Origin of the sequence: Capnocytophaga sputigena (assembly GCF_002302495.1) — a bacterium.
Lineage (GTDB): Bacteria > Bacteroidota > Bacteroidia > Flavobacteriales > Flavobacteriaceae > Capnocytophaga > Capnocytophaga sputigena.
In genome coordinates this window covers 950,163-968,785 of sequence record NZ_CP022379.1, presented here as the reverse complement: position 1 = coordinate 968,785, position 18,623 = coordinate 950,163, and the positions used below count along the sequence as shown (strand labels likewise).

At 41.1% G+C, this 18,623-nt stretch carries 9 protein-coding genes; 7 read left to right on the top strand and 2 right to left on the bottom strand.

Annotation, left to right across the window (positions count from 1 at the left end):
- The first annotated feature begins 87 nt into the window (after positions 1–87).
- The 7 genes from glgP to CGC57_RS04135 all read left to right on the top strand — a co-directional run bounded on the left by glgP (position 88) and on the right by CGC57_RS04135 (position 17,512).
- Positions 88–4,332, top strand: a complete 4,245-nt coding sequence (gene glgP / locus CGC57_RS04165; RefSeq protein WP_095898087.1) for an alpha-glucan family phosphorylase — start codon at positions 88–90, stop codon at positions 4,330–4,332.
- Between the two features lie 203 nt (positions 4,333–4,535).
- Positions 4,536–5,900 (top strand): OmpA family protein, encoded by a 1,365-nt coding sequence (locus CGC57_RS04160; protein ID WP_095898086.1) that lies wholly within the window; start codon positions 4,536–4,538, stop codon positions 5,898–5,900.
- Between the two features lie 88 nt (positions 5,901–5,988).
- Positions 5,989–7,770 carry an excinuclease ABC subunit UvrC gene (uvrC, locus tag CGC57_RS04155; RefSeq protein WP_095898085.1) on the top strand — a complete coding sequence of 594 codons (1,782 nt, stop codon included), beginning with the start codon at positions 5,989–5,991 and terminating at the stop codon, positions 7,768–7,770.
- A gap of 59 nt (positions 7,771–7,829) precedes the next feature.
- Positions 7,830–10,184, top strand: a complete 2,355-nt coding sequence (locus tag CGC57_RS04150) for a hypothetical protein (protein WP_095898084.1) — start codon at positions 7,830–7,832, stop codon at positions 10,182–10,184.
- Between the two features lie 236 nt (positions 10,185–10,420).
- Entirely contained in the window at positions 10,421–14,707 is a 4,287-nt protein-coding gene (gene rpoC / locus CGC57_RS04145) for a DNA-directed RNA polymerase subunit beta' (RefSeq protein ID WP_095898083.1), read from the top strand.
- A 3-nt stretch (positions 14,708–14,710) separates the two neighbouring features.
- A complete protein-coding gene (locus CGC57_RS04140) occupies positions 14,711–15,022 on the top strand; it encodes a DUF3467 domain-containing protein (protein ID WP_002680598.1) in 312 nt (103 codons plus the stop codon).
- Positions 15,023–15,346: 324 nt separating this feature from the next.
- Positions 15,347–17,512, top strand: a complete 2,166-nt coding sequence (locus tag CGC57_RS04135; RefSeq protein ID WP_095898082.1) for a TonB-dependent receptor — start codon at positions 15,347–15,349, stop codon at positions 17,510–17,512.
- A gap of 108 nt (positions 17,513–17,620) precedes the next feature.
- Here CGC57_RS04135 and CGC57_RS04130 read toward each other — a convergent pair whose 3' ends face one another.
- Together CGC57_RS04130 and CGC57_RS04125 are read right to left on the bottom strand one after the other, a co-directional pair.
- Positions 17,621–18,109, bottom strand: coding sequence for a dihydrofolate reductase (locus tag CGC57_RS04130; RefSeq protein ID WP_095898081.1), 489 nt, complete (start codon positions 18,107–18,109; stop codon positions 17,621–17,623).
- Between the two features lie 5 nt (positions 18,110–18,114).
- Positions 18,115–18,543 carry a 2TM domain-containing protein gene (locus tag CGC57_RS04125; protein ID WP_002680634.1) on the bottom strand — a complete coding sequence of 143 codons (429 nt, stop codon included), beginning with the start codon at positions 18,541–18,543 and terminating at the stop codon, positions 18,115–18,117.
- Positions 18,544–18,623 lie beyond the last annotated feature (80 nt).

The window sequence follows — 18,623 nt, the reverse complement described above, 5'->3', positions numbered from 1 at the left end:
TAAAAATCTTTGTATCTTTGCAGCATATTTTTATATAAACCAAACATTACCTAACCCCTGACCCCTAGAAACTAACCATTAAATATAATGAATATGACAAAGAAATTCAACCCCGACTATGTGTTTGAAACCAGTTGGGAAGTATGTAACAAAGTAGGCGGTATCCACACCGTTATCGCTACTAAAGCCCCTGCTATTGCCAAACAATTCAGAAGTAAATATATTCTGATAGGTCCTGATATCTGGCAACACAATGAAAATAAAGAATTTGTAGAAAACCCAGGACTCTTCAAATCTTGGCGTGCCAAAGCAGCCTCCGAAGGCTTGCGCGTACGTGTTGGTAATTGGAAAATAGAGGGGAATCCTATTGTTATTCTTGTCGATTTTTCTCATTATGTAAGCGCTAAAAATGAAGTTTTACGTTACTATTGGGATAACTATAAACTTGATTCTTTCAATAGCCCTTGGGATTATGTAGAGTCTGTTCTCTTTGGCTATGCCGTTGGAAAAGTAATCGAGAGTTTCGTGAAATTCAACACAGCTTCACGCGAAAATGTAATCTGCCACTTCCACGAGTGGATGACAGGTAGTGCATTGCTCTATTTAGAAGGTGAAATGCCTAAAATAGGCTCTGTTTTCACTACTCACGCCACAGTCGTAGGGCGTTCTATAGCAGGCAATGGCTATCCGCTCTACAACGAAATGAAAAACTACAACCCAGAAGAAATGGCTTACCGTTTTGGGGTACAACACAAGCACTTCCTCGAAAAAGAAACTACTAAAGTAGCCGATTGCTTCACTACTGTAAGTGAAATTACAGCCCAAGAAGCTCAGCACTTCCTCAGTAGAAAAACTGACATTATCACCCCTAATGGCTTCAACGATGCTATTGTTCCTGCTGAAAAAGATTTTGATAAGAAACGCAAAGCAGCAAGAGAACGCCTCATCAATGTGGCACAAGCTCTGGTAACGCAACCTATTAATGAGAATACTAAAATCGTTGCTATCAGCGGTCGTTACGAGTTCCGCAACAAAGGAATTGATGCCTTTATCGATGCCTTGGGTGCCCTCAATCGCAATCCTAAAAACAAAAAAGAGTTATTGGCTTATATACTTATTCCTACAGCCTATGATGCTCCTAATCAAGGATTGCTCAACAACCTTCACCACCCCGAAAAAACAACCCCTAACGAACAAAAACACCTCACTCACATCCTCCCCGATGTTTATAACGATGCTATTGTAAAACGCATCAACGAGCAACAACTGTTCAATCGCAAGGAAGATAAGGTGAAAGTGATTTTCTGCCCAAGTTACCTCAATGGTAATGATGGTGTGTTCAACCTCTCTTACTACGATTTGCTCATTGGTTTAGATGGCACGGCTTTTCCGTCTTACTACGAACCTTGGGGCTATACACCACTCGAAAGTTTAGCCTTCAAAGTGCCTACCATCACTACTAATTTGGCAGGATTTGGCAAATGGGTGAATGACTACTATCCTCAAAAACAAAAAGCTATAGAAGTAGTCAATCGTACTGATAGCAACTATGGTGAAGTAGTAGGAGCTATCGTCAAAAATATACAAAATCTATTAGATAGCAAAGATGACGATTTTCAAGCATTGCGCGAAACAGCCGGTAAAGTTTCCGAAATCGCTCTTTGGAAAAACTTAGTACAGTACTATATCAAATGTTACGAACTCACCCTCGAAAATATAGAGGATAGAGTAGAAAGTCTTCCTCCGGTAGAAACCGATGGTGTAGCCTATTTAGAAAAATCTAAAGTGGTAAACACTCCTAATTGGCGCAGTGTGATTATCCACCGCGCTATCCCTGAAGCCTTGCAACCTCTCGAAGAACTCGCTAAAAACCTATGGTGGTGCTGGAATGATGAGGCTTACGAAGTGTTCAAATACATTGATAAAGCAAAATGGATAGAAGTGCGCAAAAACCCTATTGCCTTGCTTGATAGCATCTCCCTCTCTCGTTATAAAGAGTTGGAAAACGATGCGGTATTTATGCGTAACCTCTCCAAAGTATATGGTGATTTTCAGGAATATATGGCTAAAAAAACCGAAATGGTAAGTCCGTCTATTTCTTATTTTAGTATGGAATACGGCTTGCACTCTTCTTTGAAAATCTATTCAGGAGGTTTAGGTATCTTAGCGGGCGACTATCTAAAAGAAGCTAGTGATAAAGCTACCAAAATCACTGGGGTAGGTTTGTTATACCGCTATGGTTATTTCACCCAAAAACTGTCCTCAGCAGGTAACCAAGAAGCCGACTACGAAGCTCAAGATTTCTCTAAAATACCCGTAACCCCTGTATTCGACCCCGAGACTGGTAAGTGGATAGTAATTTCTATCGAACTACCTGGGCGTACCCTCTATGCTCGTGTATGGCGTGTCGATGTAGGTCGTATAGAACTCTATCTCCTCGATACCGATTTCGAAAACAACCGCGAAGACGACCGTTCTATCACTCACCACTTATACGGTGGTGACTGGGAAAACCGTCTCAAACAAGAAATGTTGTTAGGTTTAGGCGGTATCAAAATGTTGCGTAAATTAGGTATCAATAGTGATATCTACCACTGCAACGAAGGTCACGCTGCCTTTATAGGTTTGGAACGTCTCAGCGAATTTATCGAACACAACAACCTTACTTTCTCCGAAGCAATGGAAGTAGTACGCGCCTCATCTCTCTTCACTACACACACTCCTGTACCTGCAGGTCACGATGCTTTTGAAGAAGGATTATTACGCGCTTATTTAGGAAGTTACACCGATAAATTGCACGTGAATTGGGAACAAATTCTCGCTCTCGGTAAAATCAACCTGAGCAACCCTCACGAGAAATTCTCAATGAGTAACCTCGCTGCCAACCTCTCCCAAGAGGTCAATGGTGTGAGCTGGCTTCACGGTGAGGTGAGCAAAGATATCCTTAAAGATTTGTGGCCTGGCTATATGCCTGAAGAACTACATATTAGCTATGTGACCAACGGGGTACACCAACCTACTTGGACTGCTGGTCTATGGAAAGAAGTGGAAAACGAAGTCTTTGGTAAAGACTACAAAACGCATCACTACGACCCTAAGAGCTTTGAAGGTATCTATAAAGTATCCGATCAACGTGTATGGGAAATCAAAACTGCCCTCCGTTCTAAACTCTTGCGTCGTGTAGAACAAAAATTGCGTTTAGAGAAAAATACACCTTATTTCTCTCCTCGCCAATTAGTGGAAATCAAAGAGAATTTGCGTGAAGATATCCTTACTATTGGTTTTGCACGCCGCTTCGCAACCTACAAACGCGCACACTTGCTCTTTACCAATATAGAACGATTAGATAGAATTATAAATAATCCTGAACGCCCTGTACAGTTTATATTTGCTGGTAAAGCTCACCCTGCCGATAAAGCAGGTCAGGATTTGATTAAAAATATCGTCGAAATCTCTAAATTGCCACAGTTCTTAGGTAAAATATTGTTCATACCTAACTACGATATGGAACTCGCACGCCACATGGTACAAGGAGTTGATGTGTGGATGAACACCCCTACACGTCCGCTCGAAGCCTCAGGAACCAGTGGTGAAAAAGCAGCGATGAATGGTACAATGCACTTCAGTGTGCTTGATGGTTGGTGGGTAGAAGGCTACCGCGAAGATGCTGGTTGGGCACTGCCTATGGAACGTTCCTACGAAAACCAACAATATCAAGACGAAATGGATGCCGAGACAATTTATAACATCATCGAAGATGAAATCGCACCTATATTCTATGATAAGAATAAAGATGGTATATCATCTCGCTGGTGTGCCCTCATCAAAAATACAATTGCCAAAGTAGCCGTGAATTTCACCACTACCCGTATGCTCACCGATTACGAAAACCAATATTATTACCCCATGACTGAACGCGTAACTAAACTGAAAGACAATAAGTTCGCTACAGCTATCGAGCTTTCTAATTGGAAACGTAAAGTAACTCAAGAATGGGATAATATAAAGGTAGCCGATTTCAAAGTGCCTAATCGCAACGAGCAACTTATTTCTATCGGTAAAACTTACAAAGGTGAAATCACTTTAGAATTAGGTGATTTGCGCCCTGAAGATGTAGGGGTAGAACTTGTAGTCGCTCAACAAAAAGACGATAAATTCAAAGTCCTCTCTACAACTGAGTTCACAGTAGCAGCGCAAGAAGGTAATAAAGCTACTTATCAATTAGAGATTGCTTCCGAATATCCAGGCGCTTTACACTTGGCAATACGAATTTTCCCTAAAAATAATTTATTGCCACACCGTCAAGATTTTGCCTTGGTAAAATGGTTGTAATCTGAATGTAATTAACTTGTAATCAATAAATTAATAACAAATGGAGCAATGTGTAATACTGTTTTAAACACTGTGTTTTCAAGTCTTTTTTTTAGGGTTTATCAATTTTAACAAAAAAAAATGCACTTAAAAATTTATAGATATTAAAATAATACTTATATTTGCCCCCAAATTTAAATAGTAATCAAAATTCATTTTTAAGTATGAAGAAAATCAAATTAACTTTATTTGCTTTGGCTGCTGCTTTTTCAGTAGGAGTTCAAGCGCAAGATGAAAACAGTCCTTGGCAGATAGGATTTGGAGTAAATACCGTTGATATACGTACTCCAGATGCGTTCGGGGACTTGATGAAAGACTGGGGTGGACCAAGCGATATCAATATCCTTCCCGCTGTTTCTCGTCTTTCTGTAGGTAGATATATTGGTGCCGGTTTTTCTGCTGAATTATCTGGATCATTGAACAAAATCGAAAAAGGTTTCGGTTATAACAAAGATCTTGATAACAAAGTAGACTTATCTTTCTGGGCTGCCAATTTGGCTGTGAAATACCACTTGAACTCTCTTTGGAAAGGTGCAAGATGGTTCGATCCATTCTTACAAGTAGGTGGTGGCTATGCAGCTATTGATAACGAAGGTAAATTCCGCGGCTTAGGCGGTGGTGGTGTAAACTTCTGGTTTACTGAAAACATCGGTATCAACTTGCAAACTGCCTACAATCCTACTTTCAAATCTGGCTCTCAAGAAGACTACTTCCAACACGCAGCTGGTATCGCTATCAAATTTGGTAAAAAAGACCGCGATAAAGATGGTGTAGCTGATAAAGATGACCTTTGTCCAGATGAACCAGGTAAAAAAGAATTGAACGGTTGTCCTGATAGAGATGGTGATGGTATCGCTGATAAAGATGACCAATGTCCAGATGAAGCTGGTAAACCAGAATTAAATGGTTGCCCAGATAGAGATGGTGACGGTGTTGCTGATAAAGATGACGCTTGCCCAGATGAAGCTGGTCTTAAAGAATTCAATGGTTGCCCTGATACTGATGGTGACGGTGTTGCTGATAACATAGACCAATGTAAAGATGTAGCTGGTCCTAAAGAAAACAAAGGTTGCCCTTGGCCTGATACTGATGGTGACGGAGTTCTTGATAAAGATGATGAGTGCCCAGAAGAAGCTGGACCTGCTTCTAACAATGGTTGCCCTGAAGTAACTCAAGAAGTACAAACTCAATTGAATAGCTTTGCTAAAACTATTTTGTTCGATGTGAACAAAGCTACTATCCGCCCTGAGTCTGCTACTGTATTGAATAACATCGTTAATGTATTGAACAAATACAAAAACGCTAAATTCTCAATAGAAGGTTATACTGATACCAGTGGTAACAAAGCTAAAAACCAAAAACTTTCTGAAGATAGAGCTTACTCAGTTAAGGCTTACTTAATTGATAAAGGTATTGACCAAGCTCGTCTTACTGCTAAAGGTTTCGGTCCTGAAAAACCTATCGCTTCTAACAAAACTAAGAAAGGTAGAGAACTTAACCGCCGTGTTGAAATCAACTTGGTAAAATAGTTTTAGGAACATTTTTATCTTTATAAAACCAAAAAAAAGAGGCTGCCACTTTCGGTAGCCTCTTTTCTATCTCTAACCCCTAACCCCTATGTCCATAGATATCCAATTGCAAACCTTGCCTAATAACTCTGGCGTCTACCAGTTCTATGACGCCTCCGATATCCTTATCTATGTAGGCAAAGCTGTCAATCTCAAAAAACGCGTCTCCTCTTATTTCCAAAAAGAACACGATAATGCTAAAACACGCATTTTGGTGCGCAAAATCGTACGTATTGAGCATATCGTGGTAGCTACCGAAAGCGATGCTTTACTACTCGAAAACAACCTTATTAAAAAATACCAACCTCGCTACAACATTCTTTTAAAGGACGATAAAAGCTATCCGTGGATATGCGTCAAAAAAGAACGCTTTCCCCGTGTCTTCTCCACACGCCGAGTAGTGAAAGACGGCTCTTTGTATTTCGGTCCCTATACGAGTATGAAAACGGTGCACACACTATTAGATTTGATAAAAGAACTCTTCCCCTTGCGTAATTGCAACTACGATTTGTCGCCCCAAAACGTAGCCAATCACAAGTTTAAAGTGTGTTTGGAATACCATCTAAAAAATTGTAAAGGACCTTGTGAAGGATATCAAAGCGAACAAGATTATAACAATAATATCCAGCAAATAGTCGAAATTCTCAAAGGCAATTTCAAAGAAGCACTCAAGCATTTCAAAGAAGAAATGATGGCATTAGCTGCCGAAATGCGTTTTGAAGAAGCGCATCTCATCAAACAGAAAATACAAAGTTTAGAAAATTACCAAGCTAAATCTACCATTGTGAGTAGTAAAATTACCAATGTCGATGTATTCACTATTGTTTCCGATGAAGAATATGGGTATGTAAACTTCCTGCAAGTGGCTTATGGAGCGATTGTGCGCGCTCATACTTTGGAGATTAAAAAGAAATTAGACGAGACGGATAGAGAGCTTTTAGAATATGCTATTATTGATATTCGCGAACGCTTCTTCTCTGTATCTAAGGAAATTATCGTACCTTTTGATGTAACCCTTTCCGACGGATTACAAGCTACTATCCCTAAAGCAGGTGAGAAAAAACAACTTTTAGATCTCTCATTGCGCAATGCCAAACACTTCCGTCAAGATAGGTTCAAGCAAGAAAAAATACTAGACCCTGAACGCCATACCAATCGCATTCTCACCCAGATGCAACGCGATTTGCACCTCTCGGTACCTCCCGTGCATATAGAGTGTTTCGATAACTCTAACATTCAGGGTACAAACCCTGTATCAGCTTGTGTAGTCTTTAAAAATGCCAAACCAAGTAAAAAGGACTATCGTCATTTCAATGTAAAAACTGTCGAAGGTCCTAACGATTTTGCTTCTATGGAAGAAGCGGTATATCGCCGTTACCGCCGTTTGTTAGACGAACAACAACCGCTGCCTCAACTTATTATCATCGATGGAGGTAAAGGGCAACTCTCATCAGCTCTAAAAGCCTTAGAACAGTTAGAATTGCGCGGTAAGATAGCTATTATAGGCATTGCCAAGCGGTTAGAGGAAATTTATTTCCCCGAAGATAGTGTCCCTTTGTATTTAGATAAGCGTTCCGAAACCCTGCGTGTAATTCAGCAATTGCGTGACGAAGCTCACCGTTTTGGTATTACGTTCCACCGCCAAAAACGCAGCAAATCAGCTATCGTATCCGAACTCGATGGGGTAGGGGGGATAGGCGATAAGACCAAAGAAACGCTCCTCCAACACTTCAAATCAGTAAAACGCATCCGTGAGGCTACATTAGAAGAACTCACAAAGGTCGTAGGTTTTAGAGGTAAAAAAGTGTATGAGTATTTTCACCATCCGTAATTTGCTAATTTGCTAATTATTACATATCTTTGCACTTTCATCATCAATAATTTTAAGTAGTGAAGTATTGTTTCTACATAATAACCTTGCTCTTTTTGGTTGCTTGTACTTCTAAAGAAAAAAAAGCAACCCTCACTCCTTTTACTTTCCCCGAAAATACTGAGCTCATCTACCATATCAATAACCGCGACAACTTCCTGAGTGCCCTTACGAACAATAGCTTTTGGAAAGCTCATAACCCTCGTATATTGCGTTTGCACGAAGTAAAACTCTTAGAAACTTTACCCGTAAATGATGATATATGGGTAGCATTTTCTACTGAAGGCAATTGCTTTTTTATTTGTAAAAAAGAAAATAACGAGAAATCAGCTACTTGGAAAAACGCTTCTGCACAAGTGCAAAAACAAGCCTTGTTTGGCAAAGAGTGGTTCTATACAATTTATGGTGATTACTTGCTCATCAGCGATGGCGAAAAACTTTCTGAGTACACTTCTTTAAACAAACAAAACAAGAGCGATGCTCAACAGGATTTAGAAAAACTACAACAAATTAGCGGTACTGAATGTGTAGCAAACCTATTTTTACAAAAAAACGCTGCCAACGATTATTTCGAACCTTTCTTTGGTGAAAAACCACTTGCAAATTGTAAAAACTGGGTAGCTTTTGATCTCTTTTTAGAAGAAAACAATGTGCGTCTCAGTGGGGTAACCACTATTGATAAAGAGGCAAATACCGATGTGATGCTCCACACTGTTCCCTATCAAAACGATGCGTTAAGTCTAATGCCAGCTCGTGTACTCAGCATCGATGCTTATACTTTTGATGATGCCGAAAAACTGACACAAAACGACAGTATAGCGCAAGAAAGTCCCTTTAGAACTTCAATCAATGGGGTTGCTTTTGGGCGCGTAACCGAAGGTCAATTTGCAGTAGTTTCCTCATTTGATGTAGATGAAACCCTCCAACAGCTACCCGTGCTTTCCGAGGATTTCCAATACAACTTCCCGATGTACGAACTCAACCCCGACCTGCCCGTCGGTTTCTTCACTTCATTTGTAAAAGATTTCATTCCACGTTATGCAGGCGTGTATCAAAAGCAATTGGTACTCACCAAAACCAAAGAACTCCTCATCTCTGTAGTGAATGATATGCAGCGAGGTAATGTATTATCAGCGAATAAAGCCTTTGGTTTATTAGAGGAAAACAGCGCTTCAAATGTTACTTTCTCTCGCATTGTCAATCTCTACGACAATCCATCTTTTAGCAGTCGTTTTCCTGCGATAGCCGAAAATTACCGTTGGGCTCTCTTCCAACAAACACCTCAAAACGATTATTACGTGCTGAATTTTGTAAGTGAAAAACAAACTGAAAGCACCCTTTCTGATGAGATGCGCGAGCGTTTCCGCTTTGCCTTAGACGATGCTATGGCAAGTGAGCCTGTTATTCTCTTAAACCACCGCACCAAACGATTGGAAATTGCTGTGCAAGATGAGAATAACTACCTCTATCTCATAGGTAACAACGGATCACTATTGTGGAAAAAACGCTTAGATGGAAAAATACAAAGCCCTATCTATCAAGTAGATTTGTTCAAAAATGGCTTCCTACAAATGGCTTTCACTACCGAAAAATCCATTTGGGTTGTCGATCGCAATGGCAATAATGTAGCACCTTTCCCTTTACAGTACAAAACTCCCATTACGCCCTTAGAAGTCTTTGATTACGAAAGTAATCGTGAATATCGTTTCCTCTTTGCTGAAGGCAATACTCTTCACCTTTTAGATAAGAAAGGACAAGAAGTGAAAGGCTTCAACCAGAGTGCTAATGGCAAACCTTTGTTTACCCCTAAACACTATCGTTTCAATGGGAAAGATTATCTCATTTACTCATCTAACAATGGCACTTTCAACATCTTGCACCGCAATGGCGAGCCCCGTATTACCGTGAAAGGCGCCTATAGTTTTTCTAACAATCCGCCTTTGGTGTTAGGTAACCTCTTTATGTTCACTAATACTGATGGTACGCTTATCTCTATAGACGAAAAAGGCGGAATGACCCGCAAAAACCTATCACTTACCGAACCTTTTTATTGGGGAGGCAATCGCTATGTACTTACCTCACTTTCAGGAAATATACTCACTATAGGCAATCAGCGTATAGAACTCCCAGAAGGTAAGTACAGTCGCCCTAAATTGTTTCGCATCCGCGGAATGAACTATGTATCAGCAACCGAACAGAACACTCAAAAAGCCTATCTATACAACGAAAAAGGCAACTTGCTAAAAGATTTTCCCGTAGAGTCTATTTCGCCCATCGCTATAGATGTAGATTACGATAAATCTATCTGGGTAGTCACTGAAAAAAATACTACCGAATTGATTTTGTACACAATGAAACAATTTGCTAATGAGTAGATTTACCTTTACTCTGAGAATCCCGAGAACTCCGAGAATTCCTCTTGCCTTACAGTAATTTGCTAATTCCTCTAATTTCCCAACTCTCAACTACTTAAAAACTTTTTCAAAAAATATTCTCAAAAAACTATTGCCATTTCAAAAAATAGTAGTACTTTTGCACGATATTTTGTAAATAGGCTTCGTGGGGATTCCCCAATGAGGCCACATAAACTTATTATATTCACCATAACAATATGGCAAGAGAAAAAACAACAGCTGTTCCTAAATTTGATAAAATTTCGATCGGTTTGGCCTCCCCCGAATCTATCTTAGCCGTTTCACGCGGCGAGGTTACTAAACCCGAAACTATCAACTACCGTACTCACAAACCTGAACGCGACGGGTTGTTCTGTGAGCGTATCTTTGGTCCCGTAAAGGACTATGAATGTGCTTGTGGTAAATACAAACGCATTCGTTATAAAGGCATCGTCTGCGACCGTTGTGGCGTGGAAGTGACCGAGAAAAAAGTACGCCGCGAAAGGGTAGGACATATCAACCTCGTGGTGCCTATCGCTCACATTTGGTATTTCCGTTCTTTGCCTAACAAAATCGGCTATTTGTTAGGTCTTCCTTCCAAAAAGTTGGATATGATTATCTACTACGAACGCTATGTAGTTATCCAACCAGGTATTGCCAAAGGTCCAGAAGGTGAAGATTTACAATATTTAGACTTCCTTTCAGAAGAAGAATACCTCGCTATTACCGAGAGTCTTCCAGCTGATAACCAATACTTAGAAGATACTGACCCCAATAAGTTTATCGCTAAAATGGGAGCTGAGTGTCTCCTCGAACTCCTCGAACGTTTGGATTTAGACGCACTTTCTTACGACTTGCGCCACAAAGCCAACAACGAAAGTTCTAAACAACGCAAAACCGAAGCGCTCAAACGTTTGCAAGTGGTAGAGGCGTTCCGCGAATCCCAAAAGAACCGCGAAAACAAACCTGAATGGATGATAATGAAGGTGATTCCTGTAATCCCGCCCGAATTGCGTCCATTGGTGCCGCTTGATGGAGGACGTTTTGCAACTTCCGACCTCAACGACTTATACCGCCGTGTGATCATCCGCAACAACCGCCTCAAACGCTTGATGGAAATCAAAGCGCCTGATGTGATTTTGCGTAATGAGAAACGTATGTTGCAAGAATCTGTGGATTCACTCTTTGATAACACTCGTAAATCATCAGCGGTAAAAACTGAATCTAACCGTCCGCTCAAATCCCTTTCCGATTCATTGAAAGGTAAACAAGGACGCTTCCGTCAGAACCTCCTTGGTAAACGTGTGGATTACTCAGCACGTTCGGTAATTGTGGTAGGTCCTGAACTAAAAATGTATGAATGTGGTTTGCCAAAGAATATGGCAGCCGAACTCTATAAACCGTTTGTAATCCGTAAACTCATCGAACGCGGTATCGTAAAAACGGTAAAATCAGCTAAGAAAATTATCGACAAAAAAGAACCTGTAGTATGGGACATCTTGGAGAACGTGATCAAAGGTCACCCAGTGCTCCTCAACCGTGCCCCTACATTGCACCGCTTGGGTATTCAGGCATTCCAGCCTAAACTCATCGAGGGGAAAGCTATCCAGTTGCACCCTCTCGTGTGTACAGCGTTCAATGCCGACTTCGATGGTGACCAGATGGCGGTGCACTTGCCTCTTGGTCCTGAGGCTATCCTCGAAGCTCAACTATTGATGTTGGCTTCTCACAATATCCTCAACCCTGCCAATGGTTCACCTATCACTGTACCTTCTCAAGATATGGTCTTGGGGCTTTACTACATCACCAAAGGTCGTAAATCTACCCCAGAGTATCCTATCAAAGGTGAAGGTCTCACTTTCTATTCTGCCGAAGAGGTAAATATCGCTTACAACGAAGGTAAATTGAGCCTCAACGCTTTCATCAAAGTGAAAGTACGCGACCTCGACGAGAATGGCAATGTGTATTATCCTATAGTAGAAACTACTACGGGGCGTGTGCTCTTCAACGAGTTGGTGCCTTTGGAAGTAGGCTACGTAAACGAGGTACTTACTAAAAAATCTCTCCGCGACATCATCGGTCGTATCCTCAAAGCTACCAGCATCCCTGTAACGGGTGACTTCTTGGATAAAATCAAGAATATGGGTTACCGTTTCGCCTTCAAAGGTGGATTGTCATTCAGTTTAGGAGATATCATCATTCCTCAAGAAAAAGTGGATATGATTGCTGAAGCTAATGGTCTCGTTGATGGTATTATGATGAACTATAATATGGGTCTCATCACCAATAACGAACGTTATAACCAAGTGATTGATGTATGGACATCTACCAATGCACAACTTACTGAATTGGCGATGAAACGCATCAGTACTGATCAGCAAGGATTCAACTCTGTGTATATGATGCTCGACTCTGGAGCGCGTGGTTCTAAAGAGCAGATTCGTCAGCTTACCGGTATGCGTGGTTTGATGGCTAAACCTAAAAAATCTAGCGTAGGTGGGGGCGAAATTATCGAGAACCCTATCTTGTCAAACTTTAAAGAAGGTTTGTCAATCCTCGAGTACTTCATCTCTACCCACGGGGCTCGTAAAGGTCTTGCCGATACTGCTTTGAAAACTGCCGACGCTGGTTATTTAACTCGTCGTTTGGTCGATGTTTCACAAGATGTAATCATCAACACCGAAGATTGCGGTACCTTGCGCGGGGTAGAAGTACGTGCGCTCAAAAAGAATGAGGAAGTTGTAGAAACCCTTGGCGAACGCATCTTGGGTCGTGTGTCACTCCACGATGTATACAATCCTCTTACCGAAGAGCTTCTCGTAGCTGCTGGTGAAGAAATTACTGAAAAAATAGTAGATAAAATAGATGCTGCACCTATCGATATGGTAGAAGTGCGTTCTGCACTTACTTGTGAAGCTAAACACGGTATTTGTGCAAAATGTTATGGTCGCAACCTTTCTACCGGTCGTATGGTTCAGAAAGGGGAAGCTGTAGGGGTAGTTGCTGCCCAATCTATTGGTGAGCCTGGTACTCAGCTTACCTTGCGTACTTTCCACGCGGGAGGGGTTGCTGGTAACGTATCCGAAGAAAATAAAACTGAAGCGCGTTTCGATGGTATCATTGAAGTAGAAGATTTGCGCGTAGTAAGTGGTAAAGACAACGAACAAAACCCTGTAGATGTGGTAGTTCGTTCATCTGAGCTCCGCGTTCTCGACCCTACTACTAAAATGGTGCTTCAAACACACGATATCCCTTATGGTGCTCACATCTTTGTAAAAGATAAACAAGAAGTGAAAAAAGGCACTTTGCTTTTCCAATGGGATCCATACAACGCTGTAATCATCTCTGAATACTCTGGTAAAATCGCTTACGAAGATATCGAACAAGGGGTTACTTACCAAGTAGAAATCGATGAGCAAACTGGTTTCCAAGAAAAAGTGATTGTAGAATCACGTAATAAAAAGTTGATTCCTACCTTGCTTATCGTTGATAAAAATGGAGAAACGCTCCGTTCTTACAACTTGCCTGTTGGCGCTCACATTATGGTGGATAACAACAGCAAGATTGAAGAAGGTAAAGTACTCGTGAAAATACCACGTAGTTCTGCCAAAGCAGGGGATATCACAGGGGGTCTCCCTCGTGTTACCGAGCTCTTTGAAGCGCGTAACCCATCAAACCCTGCTATCGTATCCGAAATCGACGGGGTGGTATCATTCGGTAAAATTAAACGTGGTAATAAAGAAGTTATCGTTACCTCTCGTTTAGGCGACGAACGCAAGTACTTGGTTAAACTCTCAAGCCAAATCTTGGTACAAGAAAACGACTTTGTACGTGCTGGTAAACCTCTATCCGATGGCTCTGTAACTCCTGATGATATCTTGCGTATCAAAGGACCTTCAGCTGTACAACAGTACTTAGTAAACGAAGTACAAGAGGTATATCGTCTCCAAGGGGTGAAAATCAACGACAAACACTTTGAGGTTATCGTTCGCCAAATGATGCGTAAAGTCGAAATCCAAGACCCAGGTGATACCCTCTACCTCGAAGGTCAGTTGGTTCACAAAGACGACTTTATCGAAGAAAACGACCGCCTATTCGGTAAAAAAGTAGTAGAAGATGCTGGTGACTCCGAAAACTTGAAAGCAGGACAAATAGTGAGCCTCCGCGAATTGCGTGATGAAAACTCACTCCTCAAACGTTCTGATAAGAATTTGGTAATCGCTCGTGATATCATTCCTGCTACTGCTATGCCTGTGTTACAAGGTATCACGCGTGCTTCATTGCAAACTAAATCGTTCATCTCAGCAGCTTCCTTCCAAGAAACTACTAAAGTGTTGAACGAGGCAGCTGTAAGTGGTAAAATAGATACCCTCGACGGCTTGAAAGAAAATGTAATCGTTGGTCACCGTATCCCTGCAGGTACAGGTCTTAAAGAGTACGAGAAAATCATCGTAGGCTCTAAAGCTGATATGGAACCAGTAGTCGAAAAGAAAAAATCAAGATAAACAATGAACGAAGTAGAAGAAAAAGAAGGACAGTTGAGTATCGAGCTCGACGATAAGATTGCTAAAGGAGTGTACTCTAATTTAGCGATTATCAACCACTCATCTACTGAGTTTGTAGTAGATTTCGTGAGTGTAATGCCAGGGATGCCCAAAGGAAAAGTGCGCAGTCGCATTATCCTTACCCCCGAGCACGCCAAACGATTGCTATTTGCTTTAGATGATAATATCCAAAAGTTTGAACAAGCTAACGGAACAATCTCTAACAGCGACGACCGTCACGCCATACCTCTGTTTGGTGTAACCGGACAAGCCTAATCAACTAGTAGCTAACAACTAACAGTTAATAATATTTTGCCAAAGATGTAAACAGCCCGTGTGGCTCACATCTTTGGCAAATTTTTTTCCGCCATTCGTATTTTGTATTTCGGAATTATTTTGTACTTTTGCCGCCGTCTCATAAGGGGTGCTGTAACAGGCTGAGATCATACCCATTGAACTTGAACGGATAATCCCGTACAAGGAATGAAACTAAGCGAATGGAGCTTGTTTTTGCTTTTGGGTAGCATAAACAGGCTTTTTTTATTTTATTAACACACCAAATAATCACCTCTTTTATTTGTTAAAGAACCTTATTTTTTAATGAAAAATGTACTTTTGTACGCAGCTGTTGCTATCTCTATCTCAGCAATAGCACAACAAGCGGAATCTCCATTGGATTCTATTATCTCTCCAGCTAAGCCTATTCAGCTTGACGAAGTATTAGTATCGTCGGTGAGGGCTACCAAAAAACTTCCCGTAACCTTTTCTAATCTCTCTAAGGAGGAAATTAAGACCAAAAATTTCGGTCAGCAGTTGCCTTTATTGTTAGGTCAGTTGCCTAATGTGGTAAGCTATTCCGAAGATGGTTCGGGCTTTGGCAGTAGCAATATGTTTGTACGCGGGAGCGACTTGTACCGTACCAATGTAACTATCAACGGCGTACCGCTCAACGACTCCGAATCTCAAGGGGTATTTTGGTACAATCTTTCAGATTTTGCCTCCTCTGCCGAGAGCATACAATTGCAACGCGGGGTAGGTACTTCTTCTAATGGGGCAGGAGCTTTCGGCGCAAGCCTCAACGTCCTCACCGATGCCGTACAAGAGCACGCATCAGGGGAACTCGCCAACTTCTATGGCAGTTATAATACTCACAAACACAGCCTTAAACTTTCCACCGGAAAGCTCAACGATCGTTTTGAACTCAGCGGACGCTTTTCTGTAATCAAAAGTGATGGATATCGCGACCGCGCTTCCTCCGACCTTAAATCTTACTTCTTACAAGGCGCTTATAGCCACGGGGGTACGCTCATCAAAGGATTGGTATTTGGTGGCAAACAAAGTGTCTATCTTACCTATCTGGGAGTAGATAAAGAGACCTTAAATAGTAATCGCCGTTACAATCCTGCGGGAGCCTATAAAGATGCCACTGGTAACAAACGTTTCTATGAAAACGAAACTGATAACTATCAGCAAGACCACGCCCAACTGCACTGGACACAACAGTGGAATACGGCGTGGCATACGCAACTCTCCTTTCACTACACCAAAGGCAAAGGTTATTGGGAAAACTATGAGAAGAAAAAATATTCTAAGGTAGGCTTGCCCAAAGTACTCGACGGGGCTGGCAAGGAACAAAAAGCATACATCATTCACCAACAAGGATTAAACAATGATTTCTGGGGTACTACTTTTTCGGCAAACTATCAGAAAGACGGCGTGCAACTGCTCTTTGGAGGATTGCTCAATCGTTATGAAGGGTCGCATTACAAAGATTTGCTATGGGCAGAAAAAGCGCCTTTTGTGTATGGCAATCGTTATAGTTATGAAGGACTCAATACCAAAGAAGAAGCGGCGGGCTACGGCAAACTCACTTGGCAATTTGCCCCTAAATGGAGCTTGTTTGCCGATGTACAATTCCGTCACGTAGGGTATAAGGCGAATAAATATCAGATAGACGAAAGCCTTAACAGTTTCAACCCTAAGGCGGGTCTTACCTTCTTTTTGAATGAACACAACGACCTTTACGTTTCTTATGCACGTGCTACTAAAGAGCCTAACCGCTCCGATTACAAAAGTTATTACGAAGCTTTGCAGGACGATCCTAATGCTAAAAAACCTATCGCCGAGAAACTCAACGATATAGAACTCGGTTGGCGACTCACCACCCCCAAAGTACGTTTGAATCTCAATGGTTATTATATGGCTTATCAAGACCAATTAGTGCTTTCAGGGAAACTCAACAGCACTGGTTATCCTATCCGTGAGAATGTGGGTAAGAGCTATCGTGCAGGAGTTGAAGCCGATGCAATGGTAAAACTCTCAGAGCGTTGGTTCTGGTCACCCAATTTGGCTTTTAGCAAAAATCTAAACAGAGATTATAAGAGTCAAGATGCTGATGTAGCCACTCGCACTATTAGTTGGGGCGACACCCGCATTTCCTATTCTCCTGATGTAGTGCTCGGTAATACCATTACTTTTATGCCTATTGATGGCTTTCAAATAGGGTTGATTTCTAAATATGTGGGTGCACAATATGTAGATAACACCGAACGTGATGAAGCCAAACTCGATGCTTATTTTGTGAATAACCTCAGTTTGCAATACGAATGGAAGCCTAAAAGCACTTTCAAATCAGTGTTGTTTTCGGTAATGGGTAATAACATTTTCAACACCAAATACACTCCTTACGGCGATAATGGTTGGGGAATGGTGTATATTCCTGCTGCCGAAGCGAATTATTTAGCAGGAGTAACACTCAGTTTTTAGGTATATTGTAGGGGCGTTTTGCAAATGCCCCTACAAAACAAAACCTTTATAATATTAAAAAAGCTGTCTATTTAGACAGCTTTTTTTATTTTTCTTACCTCTTACCTCTTATCTTTTTAAGTATTTCTCAAAAGTAAAATTATAAGCGTGTCTTTCGTCTTTTTCAAAGGGTTCAGAGCTTACTAACTCCCATTCTTCAGTATTAAATTCAGGGAAAAACACATCAGCTTCTGGGAAAATATGGTCTACACGAGTGAGCTCTATCACATCGGCAAGAGGCAATGCTTGAGCGTAGATTTCACCCCCTCCTATCACATAAGGAGTGGGGTCTAAGGCAAGCGCTTTTTCAATAGCTTCCTCTAAGGAATTGACTACTATAATCCCCTCTTTAGCATAGTCTTTTTGGCGTGTAATCACTATATGGGTGCGATTAGGCAAGGGTTTAGGAAAAGTCTCAAACGTCTTCCGCCCCATAATAATACAATGCCCTGTAGTGAGGCGTTTGAAATGTTTGAAATCTTCAGGCAAATGCCAAAGCAAATCGCTTCCTTTACCTAAAGCATTGTGCTCATCGGCGGCAGCTATAAGAGTAATCATAGAATTTACACTGTAGGATTTGTGTTGGAAGTAGAACTTTGTGCAGTTTGTTCAACTGATAATTCGCGTTGTGCTTGTTCTTTTTGTGTGGCGAATTCTTTTTCCACAGCAGCTTCCATTTTAATGAGTTTTTTCTGTTGGGCAGCAATGAGTCGTTCGCGTTGTTTTTCTTGCCATTGTTTACCTAAAAATCGATTGAAAATGAACACGTTCATTGCGTGCCATAGCCAGAAGAAAAGCCAAATAAGGCTTGCCCAAATATACCAGTTATAGTCTACCCCATAACCTAATACTTTATTGGCAACAGCAAAAAATATACAGCCTAAAACCATTACAAAGAAGTGAATGTACAAAAGTCTCTTTTGTTTAAGGCGTTTTTCAGCGTTTTTGAAGAGTTCATATTGTTCGGGAGTGAGTTGTTGAGTGTCTGCCATTTTATTTATCATTTTAATATTCAGGTGCAAAAGTAAGAATAATTTGTGAATTAGCCAATTTGTTCTTACTTTTGTGCTTT

Bases quoted from the DNA above. Each gene is read 5' to 3' on its own strand.
- glgP (WP_095898087.1), top strand. From the start codon at position 88: ATGAATATGACAAAGAAATTCAACCCCGACTATGTGTTTGAAACCAGT.
- CGC57_RS04160 (WP_095898086.1), top strand. From the start codon at position 4,536: ATGAAGAAAATCAAATTAACTTTATTTGCTTTGGCTGCTGCTTTTTCA.
- uvrC (WP_095898085.1), top strand. From the start codon at position 5,989: ATGTCCATAGATATCCAATTGCAAACCTTGCCTAATAACTCTGGCGTC.
- rpoC (WP_095898083.1), top strand. From the start codon at position 10,421: ATGGCAAGAGAAAAAACAACAGCTGTTCCTAAATTTGATAAAATTTCG.
- CGC57_RS04140 (WP_002680598.1), top strand. From the start codon at position 14,711: ATGAACGAAGTAGAAGAAAAAGAAGGACAGTTGAGTATCGAGCTCGAC.
- CGC57_RS04135 (WP_095898082.1), top strand. From the start codon at position 15,347: ATGAAAAATGTACTTTTGTACGCAGCTGTTGCTATCTCTATCTCAGCA.
- CGC57_RS04130 (WP_095898081.1), bottom strand. From the start codon at position 18,109: ATGATTACTCTTATAGCTGCCGCCGATGAGCACAATGCTTTAGGTAAA.
- CGC57_RS04125 (WP_002680634.1), bottom strand. From the start codon at position 18,543: ATGGCAGACACTCAACAACTCACTCCCGAACAATATGAACTCTTCAAA.